The following is a 10,536-nucleotide window of genomic DNA, read 5'->3' as shown; positions in this document are numbered from 1 at the left end:
AACTTTCCAGGAACAAGAAAAAAGGGCGGCCTCAGGCCGCCCTTTTTGTTGATGAAATTGCTCGTCTGAACTCAGTTTGCTTCGACTTTCACATTCAGAAGATCCGGCAGGGTCTGCGGTGCTGCCATGCTACCCAGGATCTGGGCTAGAGGTACAGGGTTTGCGGGGGCAAGCGTGATCTTGAGTTCTTTCGGGTCATTCAGGAACTTCGATACCGCGTCCTGCACCATGTTGGTGAAGGCTTCGTTCTGGATCGGAGCTGTCGCCTCTGCCGCCTGGCCGATCAGAACTTCACGGAAGACATCCTCCGGCACACCCTGTGTATCGGCAATGTGTTTCAGGCCCTTGGAAGTCAACCCACCGTCCCGGAAGACAAAGGAAGCGTCGACGAACTGGGCAACAATGGCGGCCATCTGTCCCTGTCCTTCCGGGTCTTCGAAGAGTTCCTTCGGAACATTTGCAAAGCGGGCCGAAGCTTCAGCCATGCCAAGACCTTCGACTTCAAGCATCAAGCGTTCCAGGCGCAACTCAAGCGTTGCCTCATCCCAGTAAAGCCGTGTTTCGTCTGACCAGACAACCTCATCCAGACCAAGAGCCTGGAGCATGGCAATGGCCTCGGCGTCATCGATTGCCTCAACCGGTATCCTGATGCCGCTGCTTCGTGTGTAGAAACTTGTCGGGATCGGCGGAACGGTCGTTGACACTTTCATTTCGGTCTGGCCGATCTGAACGCGTCCTTCATTCGGCACATTCACGTCCAGGCCCTGGACCTCGTATCCGAAGGAACGCGGCATGAACGCGCGGGCGACATCCAACGGATTGTCTTCGCCGTAGGAAGGATCTGCAATCAGCGAGTCGATCATGGAGCGCATGGGTGCGTATTCGGCAAACTCAATGTCACCAATGGCAGCCCAGTCAAGCTTGACCGAAGCGCCCTCCGGCAGGTCCGGAGCGTCGAGGCCAACCAGCATCATCTCGCCAATTCCGTCCGAACTGAAGTCGGTCATCGCCAGTTCCTTGATGGAGATGACTGTCTCCTTCGGCGAAGCGATCGGTGGGACGGTGACGGTAATTCCGCTGACGCGTGCATCGGCGACGGCAAAAGAACGATACAGCTGGAAAACATTGGTGATCACCTCTTCAGGTGCGACCGGACCTTTGCCGCTCAAGATGCCGTCGAACATCTTCAGAAGGTTGTTATCCCTCTTAACGATCGTGACACTGTCGACCGTCGCTTTTTCAATGTCGGCCTGAATGGCAATGCCAGGGGTAACTTCCTGTGTGCTTTTGTAGTCAACAGCGGATGCGGACCCGATCAAGGTCAGTTCTTCACCCGACTCGGGCACTGCAGGGTCGATCAGATCTATAAACGCCGCCGCATTCATGTCCCGGTAGACCGTCTTGCCCTGGCTGGTGGTCTGGGCAAGCATGTCGCCGGAGGCAGGGTCGATTGTACGCAGGTCCTGGGAAAGACGGTCGATGGAATATTCGCCGATCTGTCCGTCCACTGCATCGACCATCCGGTAGCCATCCATCTGCATGGTGCCGGAAAGGACCAGCATATCTTTGCCATCTTCCGAAGCATGGGCTTCGATGGTCAGTCCGGTATTGTCCACCCTGACTTCGTCGTAAGAGGTCAGGAATGTGGCTTTCAGGAACGGCAGCCAGCGGCTGACCTGGTTGTCGGGATCTTCTGCAGGAATTTCCGGCATGACGAAGCTGTAGTTCGTGGCGGAAATTCCGGAAAGGCGACCATCAATCTTCAGGCGGCCTTCGCCTTTCGCTTCACCGGTAACGATGAGTTGCGTGTCATCGGAGTAGGTCCAGCTGCCGGCAGAAAACGTGTTCTTGTCATGTGACAGCCCGGTGATGGTCACGGTCCCGGAAGCCATTGAAATGGAATAGTCGAGACTGTCCGGTTCATCCGGTGTCGCACCGTCCGTGCCGGTCGAATCCGTGGTTTGAGAACCAGGCTCGGTAATGGTTCCGGCGAATTTCAGCTTGCTGTCCGTTACGGTCAGCGTGTCGCTGCCCTCGTCATAGTTGATGGCGCCGTTTTCGACCTCCAGACCAAGTTTCTTCAAGCCTTCGACATAGGCGTTGAACGCTGCCAGACCGGAGTCCTCGGCGAAGGCGGATCCTGTAATCAGGACCAGCGCGGTGCTCAGCGAAAGAAGGCGTGCACGGGCCTTGGCAGGTTTGGATGGAGAGGAGGATGAGGGCATAGAAATCAATGTCTTGGCTCCAAATCGGATGATCGGAAATGACCACTTAAGAACGGGTCAGACCGGATATAGTGGCACATCTATGGCCATTCCATGACTATGGACCATTCTCATGACAAGGTCGAATCACATGGCAAAAATCACGAGGGATGTGCCAGCCATTCCTTTCGCACGTCTTCGTCCGTTTCAAGAGGCAGTGCTTCGGTTTTGCGGCTTTTGACCTCTTCTGCTGACGCAAGCTGACAGAAGGCCCAAACAGCACTGCTCCTGACGGTTGAATCCGGGTCTCGAAGAAGTGGAGCGATCTTTCCCAGCAGTTCGGGTTGACCCGAGTTTCCGGCTGCGATCAGAACATTGCGCAAGAACCGGCTTCGGCCGACACGTTTTACCGGTGATCCGGAAAAGAGCTTTCGAAAGGAGGGATCATCAAGGTCCAGGAGGTCATTGAGCTTCGGATTCTTGAGATCCTCGCGCGCGACCAGTTTTGCTTCGCTGGCAGCTTCGGCAAACTTGTTCCACGGACAGGCGGCAAGACAGTCGTCGCAACCGTAAATCCGGTTTCCGATGGCCTGCCTGAATTCGGCAGGGATCGGTCCGGGATGCTCAATGGTCAGATAGGATATGCATCGTCTTGCGTCGAGCTGATACGGTGCGGGGAAAGCCTCCGTCGGACAACTGTCCAGACACGCACGGCAGGAGCCGCAATGGTCCCTTTCGACCCCGGTAGGCGGCAATTCAAGCGTGGTGAAGATCGAACCCAGGAAAAACCAGGAGCCGAGCTCGCGGGAAACAAGATTCGTGTGCTTGCCCTGCCATCCAAGACCCGCTGCCTGACCAAGGGGTTTTTCCATCACAGGGGCGGTGTCGACAAAGACCTTCACGTCCCCTCCTGCACGAGATATCAGGAAACTTGCCAGCTCCTTGAGGCGTCCTTTCATGACGTCGTGATAATCCCGGTGCCGCGCGTAAACGGAAATGCCGCCTGTGCTCTTGTCCTTCAGATGCGCGAGCGGATGATTTTCAGGAGCTGCGTCCGGTCCGTAGTTCATCGCCAGCATGATGACGGATTTAACCTCGGGCCAAAGACCTGCTGGTGAACTGCGCCGGTCCGCTGTTTCTGCCATCCAGCCCATGGAGCCGTGATAACCCTTGCCCAGGAAGACTTTCAATCGGTCTGCTGCCTGGGGAATACCGTCGGCCGGAGCAATGTTCACGCCGCTGAATCCGAGCTTCTCTGCCTTTTCCCGAAAGGCTGTCAGCAACTTTTGTGTCTTTTTGTCCAAGGTCGTGTGCAGCGCGTGTTGCAGCGGTCTGTTGACCGCTCATGCGTCCAGTTTATGAGGCTGAAAACTAGAAATCCAGATCTGCGTAGCTGGGAGCCGGTGGCATACCCAGGACCTTCTCTCCCAGGAGAGGACGCATGCTTGGCCGAGATTTGACCCGGGCATACCAGCTTTTGATGTCTTCCTGCTCAGCCCAGGGGACTTCTCCCAGATAGTCGGCGCAGGAAAGCGTGGCAGCCAGTGCGAAGTCGGCAAACGAAAGCCGCTCACCGGCAAGCCAGCGGCGCGAGGCGACCAGGTAGCCGAAATACTTGAGGTGATGATGAATGTTCGCCCTGGCGACCCGCAAGGCAGCGGAGTCCGGTTCGCCGCCTCCAGCCGACTTGGGCATGATCTGTTTGTAGAGTCGTTCGCGTACGAGATGCCCAACCACTTCCTGATCGAATTTGTTCAGGCTCCACTCGACCAGACGCCGGGTTTCTGCGCGTGCTTCGGGATGGTCCGGCATAAGGCGGCGATCGGCTACGGCATAGCCTCTGGTTTCGTCCAGATACTCCATGACCGGGCCCGGGCCGCAGATCGCAGGGCCTTCATTTTCCACCATCACCGGCACGGTTCCGGCAGCATTCAGCATCAACAGCTCTTGTGGCCGTTCCCACGGATTGACGTGGTGTTCTTCAAATGCAGCGCCGTATTCGCTCAAGATGAGCCTGACAAACCGGGACGACGGCGAAAAAGGGTGGTGATATAGCGTGAGCATGAAACGGTTTAGAGCCTGAACTGTGGCAAGACTTAGGTCATCGACCCAGGCCGGGATTAATAAATCGCGTTAACGGATAGTTTGCCCCACATATGGTTATCAAGGGTTTGACGAGACGGGACCGATCCTTCAAATAGGCGGCCGCTCCTGTCTTTTCCCGCGCCGGTACCCAGTCCGGCCGGAAGAAAAATCATCAAGCCTGTTGGAGACAACATACGCAATGGACGGTCAAACGATTGTAAACGCTCTCATTTTGGGAATTGTTGAAGGGTTGACGGAGTTCATCCCCGTTTCCTCCACCGGGCATATCCTTTTGTTGGGACATTTTCTGGGATTTGAAAGCACCGGAAAGACATTTGAGGTCCTGATTCAGCTGGGCGCGATTCTGGCGATTCTTTCTGTGTATTTCGGCAGGCTCTGGCAGCTGGCGATCACGCTCCCGAGCGACCCGTCAAGCCGGCGCTTCGTCCTTGGAATTCTGATTGCGTTTCTACCCGCCGCGGTCATAGGTGTCATGCTGCACAGCTTCATCAAGGAGGTGTTGTTTGAAACACCGTCGTTGATTTGCACGACATTGCTGGTCGGCGGCATCATCCTTCTGTGGATCGACCGCATGCCGCTCAAGCCGCGTTACACGAACGTGATGGATTATCCCTTGTCATTGTGCCTCAAGATCGGCTTTTGCCAGTGTCTTGCCATGGTTCCAGGCGTTTCAAGATCAGGAGCGACCATCGCCGGATCCCTCTTGATGGGGACGGACAAGCGATCTGCCGCTGAGTTTTCGTTCTTTCTCGCCATGCCGACCATGGCCGGGGCATTCACATACGATCTTTATAAGAATCGCAACGTCCTTTCGATGGATGATGCAGTGATCATCACGGTCGGCTTCGTTGCTTCCTTCATCGCGGGTGTCTTTGTCGTCCGAGGGCTTCTGGATTTTGTCTCGCGGCACGGTTTTGCACCATTTGCCTGGTGGCGCATCTTCGTCGGCCTGGCAGGCTTCGCCGGACTCTATTTCCTGGGTTAAGCGTCTTTCAGGCTGACTTGTCGAGCGATGCAGCTCGGCTGCCATAAAGGTTTGAGAGCCCTGCCAGTTCCTCGGCCAGCTCCTTTCGCAGGGTGTCGGGCGTCAGCAGCTCCGCACCCGGGCCCAGCCAACGCACAAGAGGCAGGATACGGGCCCGTTCCGTGCTTGGGATGCTGATCAGAATCCTGCCGTCCTTTGCCGGCGTGAAGATCGCATGGCGATAATACCAGTCGGCGCTCAGCTTCTTGGCCTGCCGGGAGGTAATCAGGATCTCGGCGATCTGCTCTTCCTGTTCCCAGCGGCGCATGGCCTGGGAAAGCCAGGCTCCGCCCAGAAGATTCTGGATCGAAAAATCCTTGGCAGGCCGGAAAAACAGTCCGCTGATTTCCAGGTTACGAACTCTGTCTGCCCGGTAAACCTTGACCAGGTCCGTATCAACACAGCGGCCCGCGAGATACCAAAGGTCCCGGTCAAACATGACGCCATGCGGTTCCACATCATGCGATTTCACGGTTTTGCGCGACGGATTGACGTGATCGAACCGAACCCGCTTTCCGTCCAGAATTCCGGACATGAACCCATCGAGAGCGGTTTGCCAGTCCTGTGTGGGCTCCGCCTTTGTTCCGGAATGAAAAATGTCTGGTGGAATTGGCTCGATGCCGACGATCCTGTCGGCTTCCTTCAAGAGCCCATGCAGGTTCTTGGGTAATGTTGCGAGCAGCTTTTTCTCCGCCGAGGTGAGATCGCCGGCCAGCGGGACTGTCCGGCTGCTTCGGACGAGAGCCATAGCTGCCAGGAGAGCTGCCGTCTCATCACGCGTCAGGGCGACCGGTGGCTGCAGATATCCCTTTGCCAGCCTGTAACCGCCTTCTGCGCCACGTTCGGCGTCGACGGGAACACCGAGTGCAATCAACCGGTCGATATCGCGATAGATCGTACGCAGTGAAACCTGAAACCGTTCGGCAAGCACGGTTGCCGGAACAAGTTTTCCTCCTGTCAGCAGCAACAAAATGCCGAGTGCGCGTTCAATCGGGTTCATGAAAATGGCTCTTGAGGCGTTGTTTCGAAAAAAATCATACCGCGAGAACATAACGAGATCAAACCTGACTCACAGCTGTCAGGATTGCCCTGTCATTGTCTCTTCGTCCCCAGGAGAGTGAGGACAAATGTTTCCAGGAGAAGAGAGATGAGCCTTGAGATTGATACCGTATTTCGCAGCCGTGCGCGCAGCCGCAGCATTTTATGGTCAGCCCTTGCTGCTATTGCCCGATTTGTACGCGACTACATGCATCGCCGGGCAACCCATCGCGCATTATCTGGCCTGACGAGCAATGAGTTGCGGGACATTGGACTGGAGCGCACCGAATCTGGCTATCGGAAGCTCGATCACTATGAGTTTGAGAGATCCAGGAGGTCCTGAAATCTAGGCGGCTGACCCTACTGGGGTCAGTCGCCGGATCTGCGCGTTAGTGCCTTTATTTCCGGCTTGTTCCACGCAAGGAACATCACGAGGAGCGCAATCAGCGCTGCCACGATCACAACATAGAACGGAATATCCAGGTTCAGGCCGATCAACTCACCGCCTATGAGCGAAATGATCCCGGCAATCAGGGTGAAGACGGCAATCGTGACCCCCATGATCCAACCCTGTTCCTCATCATTCACTGCCGCAGAATAGAGGCCGAGGAACGTCGGGTAGGCAATTCCGAAAACGAAATAGAAGCAGAACACCGGAATGAATGTCAGGATCGCGACCGGTGCGGCCACAAAGGCTGCGCCGGAGATGGCCCAGACGACGAAAGTGATGCCCAGAATTGCTTCCTTGCTGAAGCGCTTTTGCGCCGGAACGACCAGGAATGTGCTGGAAAAAGCCAGTGCGGCACCAATTGTCAGCATCACCATGCTGCCGCCAAGTGTCCCGTATCCGAACCGGCTTGTCAGGTAATTGTCGACAAAAATGTAGAAGGACAGGTTGGCGATGTGGAAGAAGAAGAACACCACCGTTATCCGGACCACGATCGGATAGTTCTTGATCAGCCAGAGGGACTCGAAAATTTCCGCGGGACGGAAGACGAATGGCTGACGTTCGGCGACCTTGTCGTGCTGGTCCTTGAAGAAGGTGAGAACCATGAAAATCGCAAATGTCACGAGCACGAAGCTTGCGTAAAAGGGCAGCTTGATACTTGCCACACTGCCCAGAAGGATTGGATCGGAAAGGAACCCGCCGATGATCGGACCGCCGACCAGACCGAAGCTGACCCCGGTGATGATGTACCCCATATTCCGGTTGCGGTCTTCGTCATCAACGCTGCCGTCGACCATCGCCGCCTGCGCGATGGGCTGATTGCCTGCCGTCAGTCCGGTTATGGCGCGACCGAAGATGAGCAGGAGAAAGCTGTTCATGTAGAGCGCGGCAATCGTCAATGCATACCCGCCCAGGGCGCCAAAAAGGCAGATGAGGATCGCGTTTTTCCGGCCGATCACATCCGATAGTTTGGAAATGTAGGGGGCCCCGAAGAACCAGCATAGGAAAAACACGCCGATGATCAGACCATAGTTGAAATGGCGCACGGCATCCGTCGTGTCCTTGGGCAACATCGACGTACTGGGTTCCATGATCAGGCTGTTGATGATCGGAAAAACCAGTCCCTGACCCAACAGGTCAACGAAAACAACAAAAAGCATCGTGACTTTTGCAAGAAATGGCATCGGCCCCTCCCTTGCGTAAGGAGGGTAGGCGAAGCAGAGGCGACCGGCAACGAAAAGCTGTAAATTTCACAAGCGGTTAGCGGTCAGGCTTTGCAGAAGTCACTCAAAAGGCGGGAAGGGGTACAAAAAACGGGCCGATGCGGCCCGTTCGGTGCGTTCAAGCTGTCACCGTTTTTAGACAGGCCGGTGTGCGTCATACTGACCGTGCAGACGAAACCGCTCCAGATAGGTCGGCAGGATGGTCGCTAGCGTTGCCGGAGCGATGCCGATGCCCTCCAGCGTTCGGCCTTCTGATTTTGCCGCGTCCGAAACGACGTTGTCGGATTTCAGCAATTCAACCTGATCCGCAGTCAGGGGAGCGCCCGGGAAGTTCTGCATGATTCTGCCCATGATGGAGGCAACGCGGAATGGAATGGGCATCAGGAACCGCGAGCGTCTGGTGACTTCGAGCATGTCCTCCAGGCATTCACGGAAGCTCTTGATTTCCGGTCCGCCAAGTTCGTACGTTGCACCGGCACTCAGCTCACCGTCAACGGCACGCGCGACTGCCTCGGCAACATCGCAGACATAAACCGGCTGGAACTTGGTTTCACCACCGCCAATGAGCGGCAGGGACGGTGAGATTCGCGCCATGCCGGCAAACTGGTTGAAGAAATTGTCCTCAGGGCCAAAAACGATGGACGGACGCAGAATGATGCTGTCAGGAAGGGTTTCGAGAATCCCGGCCTCACCAGCTGCTTTGGTTCTCGCATAAGCGGAAGTGCTTTCGGCATTGGCGCCGATTGCTGAAAGATGCGTGATGCCGGACAGACCGGCCGAACGCGCTGCCTCGGCAATAGCGCGGGGTCCGAAGGCCTGTACCGCATCAAAAGACTGCTTGCCGGTCGGGGCAAGGATGCCGACGGCGTTCACCACAGCGTCCGAACCGATGACCGCCCGGTCAATGGACCATCGATAGCGCAGGTTTGCCTGTACCGGCATGATCTGGCCCGGAGCACCAAGCGGCTGAAGATGTGTCGCCAGGTCTGGCCGGCGAACTGCCGCGCGGACGCGATAACCGCGTTTCGCGAGCGCCTGAACGATGTGACGGCCAAGAAAACCGGATCCACCGAATACGGTGACGAGTTTACCGTTAAGAGAAGTGGACATCGTGAAATGCCTTTTGTCGCGTCCGAAATAGATACCCGGCCAAGCAAATCCGCCAGGTCAATTACCCCGTTTCTTAGACCTTTGTGCCCTGCGTGTGAAGTGCTTGCTGTGAATGAATAAAAAAAGTCCGTTTCAGTGATTGACAAGGTCCGGTCCGGCCCTTACAAGCCCCCCTCACAGCCCAGGTGGCGGAACTGGTAGACGCGCTAGCTTCAGGTGCTAGTGCCCTTATGGGCGTGGAGGTTCGAGTCCTCTCCTGGGCACCAATTCCCTCAGAGTTTCAGGCTCTGAGACACAAAGAAACCGGCCTTTCTGGCCGGTTTTTTGCGTTTTGGGACACTGCTGACTTCGGTGCCGCAATCAAAGAAGTTCCACCTGCACAATTTTCCGATTTGACCCGCGAGTTTCAGCAAATCTCCGCGACAGACTGGTTGGTACTCGCGAAGCAGCTTTTTCTGCCGCTTCCAAGCATTCGAATTCAGGATCTGCAACTCTTTCTCATTTCTTTTGTGGGCGTTCAGGATTGCTGAAATCGCCAAGAACAAGGGTGCCGACATATTCTGTTTTGGAAATTCGTTCGATCGCACCCTTGAGTAAAACCTTACGTTGCGACATTGACAGTTTCTAGCGATCTTATTAACCTTTGTTAACGTTTGCATTGCAGGCAATGTTGCGTGCCGCAGCGTTCAGATTGTTTAGGTCTTTAGCTACAAATGAATTAAGGGGCTTTACATGAAATTTTTAGTGCCTTCAAAACTTGCGTCGCTTCTTGCGTCGCTTGTAATCGCAGTTATGACAATGGGCGGGGTAGCCTCGGCATCACCGGTCATTAACTTTGACATTGACGGACCGGGATCTTCGGTATCGACATCTGGGTTGCCCGGTTTGTCCGCAAGTTTGGTCCCTGGGTTGGGTAACGAGATGTTCTCGTTGGCCCAGGGTGAAAGTAGAACCTTCGATTTTTTCACGTTGACCATCGATAGGTTCTTTGCATTCAATGAAAGCTACAACATTGAAGCTACGCTGGCTTTTGATGAACCTGTCGGAACGGGCCCAGCTCAAGGAAGTGGAGGGGGAGTAGCTTCTACTTTCTTTGGACTGATTTCCGGGGGAACACTTTTCTGGGACGATTCAACACTACCAGATTTTTTCACAACAGCTAATGGATCAATTTTCTCCGTAGATTTTGCGGAGGGGCTTGCTCTGACACTAGGCAACACAGCAACTGTCCAAGCAACAGTTACTGCCACATCTGTTGTTCCGATCCCTGCTGCACTTCCACTGATGGCCGGTGGACTTGGTCTGCTCGGGTTCATGGGATGGCGTAGAAAAAGGCTTGCTGCTTAAGACCGAGCAAACGGCAATGCAACGTTTAAAGCGGCC

9 protein-coding genes and 1 tRNA gene are annotated in these 10,536 nt (G+C 55.4%); 4 read left to right on the top strand and 6 right to left on the bottom strand.

Features of this window, described 5'->3' with window-relative positions; genetic code table 11:
• Positions 1-71 precede the first annotated feature (71 nt).
• From ABLO27_RS11185 to ABLO27_RS11175, 3 genes are all read right to left on the bottom strand, one after another.
• Positions 72-2,225, bottom strand: coding sequence for a hypothetical protein (locus ABLO27_RS11185; protein WP_353033507.1), 2,154 nt, complete (start codon positions 2,223-2,225; stop codon positions 72-74).
• A gap of 140 nt (positions 2,226-2,365) precedes the next feature.
• Positions 2,366-3,520, bottom strand: coding sequence for a tRNA epoxyqueuosine(34) reductase QueG (gene queG / locus ABLO27_RS11180; protein WP_417714784.1), 1,155 nt, complete (start codon positions 3,518-3,520; stop codon positions 2,366-2,368).
• 55 nt (positions 3,521-3,575) lie between these two features.
• A complete protein-coding gene (locus tag ABLO27_RS11175; protein WP_353032911.1) occupies positions 3,576-4,268 on the bottom strand; it encodes a glutathione S-transferase family protein in 693 nt (230 codons plus the stop codon).
• Positions 4,269-4,488: 220 nt separating this feature from the next.
• Here ABLO27_RS11175 and ABLO27_RS11170 point away from each other — a divergent pair, with 220 nt between their 5' ends.
• Positions 4,489-5,295: an undecaprenyl-diphosphate phosphatase gene (locus ABLO27_RS11170; RefSeq protein WP_353032909.1), complete on the top strand. Its 807-nt coding sequence runs from the start codon at positions 4,489-4,491 to the stop codon at positions 5,293-5,295.
• Between the two features lie 7 nt (positions 5,296-5,302).
• Here the strand turns inward: ABLO27_RS11170 and ABLO27_RS11165 are convergent, their stop codons facing one another.
• Positions 5,303-6,334, bottom strand: a complete 1,032-nt coding sequence (locus ABLO27_RS11165) for a helix-turn-helix transcriptional regulator (protein ID WP_353032907.1) — start codon at positions 6,332-6,334, stop codon at positions 5,303-5,305.
• Positions 6,335-6,481: 147 nt separating this feature from the next.
• On the opposite strand from ABLO27_RS11165, the gene ABLO27_RS11160 reads away from it, so the two are divergent.
• Positions 6,482-6,715, top strand: a complete 234-nt coding sequence (locus tag ABLO27_RS11160) for a DUF1127 domain-containing protein (RefSeq protein ID WP_353032905.1) — start codon at positions 6,482-6,484, stop codon at positions 6,713-6,715.
• Between the two features lie 26 nt (positions 6,716-6,741).
• Here the strand turns inward: ABLO27_RS11160 and ABLO27_RS11155 are convergent, their stop codons facing one another.
• Both ABLO27_RS11155 and ABLO27_RS11150 read right to left on the bottom strand, forming a co-directional pair.
• The gene (locus tag ABLO27_RS11155) at positions 6,742-8,004 is read right to left on the bottom strand and encodes an MFS transporter (protein ID WP_353032903.1); all 1,263 of its coding nucleotides are present in this window, start codon (positions 8,002-8,004) and stop codon (positions 6,742-6,744) included.
• A gap of 174 nt (positions 8,005-8,178) precedes the next feature.
• Positions 8,179-9,153 carry a complex I NDUFA9 subunit family protein gene (locus ABLO27_RS11150; protein WP_353032901.1) on the bottom strand — a complete coding sequence of 325 codons (975 nt, stop codon included), beginning with the start codon at positions 9,151-9,153 and terminating at the stop codon, positions 8,179-8,181.
• Positions 9,154-9,332: 179 nt separating this feature from the next.
• On the opposite strand from ABLO27_RS11150, the gene ABLO27_RS11145 reads away from it, so the two are divergent.
• A tRNA-Leu gene (locus tag ABLO27_RS11145) sits at positions 9,333-9,419 on the top strand.
• A 466-nt stretch (positions 9,420-9,885) separates the two neighbouring features.
• Positions 9,886-10,500 (top strand): hypothetical protein, encoded by a 615-nt coding sequence (locus tag ABLO27_RS11140; RefSeq protein ID WP_353032899.1) that lies wholly within the window; start codon positions 9,886-9,888, stop codon positions 10,498-10,500.
• Positions 10,501-10,536: the final 36 nt, after the last annotated feature.

The sequence above is a fragment of the Roseibium sp. SCP15 genome, assembly GCF_040329435.1.
Lineage (GTDB): Bacteria > Pseudomonadota > Alphaproteobacteria > Rhizobiales > Stappiaceae > Roseibium.
This window is presented reverse-complemented; position numbering and strand designations above follow the sequence as displayed.

Excerpts from the sequence above, each read along its gene's own strand:
- ABLO27_RS11185 (WP_353033507.1), bottom strand. The coding sequence starts at position 2,225 with ATGCCCTCATCCTCCTCTCCATCCAAACCTGCCAAGGCCCGTGCACGC.
- ABLO27_RS11175 (WP_353032911.1), bottom strand. The coding sequence starts at position 4,268 with ATGCTCACGCTATATCACCACCCTTTTTCGCCGTCGTCCCGGTTTGTC.
- ABLO27_RS11170 (WP_353032909.1), top strand. The coding sequence starts at position 4,489 with ATGGACGGTCAAACGATTGTAAACGCTCTCATTTTGGGAATTGTTGAA.
- ABLO27_RS11165 (WP_353032907.1), bottom strand. The coding sequence starts at position 6,334 with ATGAACCCGATTGAACGCGCACTCGGCATTTTGTTGCTGCTGACAGGA.
- ABLO27_RS11160 (WP_353032905.1), top strand. The coding sequence starts at position 6,482 with ATGAGCCTTGAGATTGATACCGTATTTCGCAGCCGTGCGCGCAGCCGC.
- ABLO27_RS11155 (WP_353032903.1), bottom strand. The coding sequence starts at position 8,004 with ATGCCATTTCTTGCAAAAGTCACGATGCTTTTTGTTGTTTTCGTTGAC.
- ABLO27_RS11150 (WP_353032901.1), bottom strand. The coding sequence starts at position 9,153 with ATGTCCACTTCTCTTAACGGTAAACTCGTCACCGTATTCGGTGGATCC.
- ABLO27_RS11140 (WP_353032899.1), top strand. The coding sequence starts at position 9,886 with ATGAAATTTTTAGTGCCTTCAAAACTTGCGTCGCTTCTTGCGTCGCTT.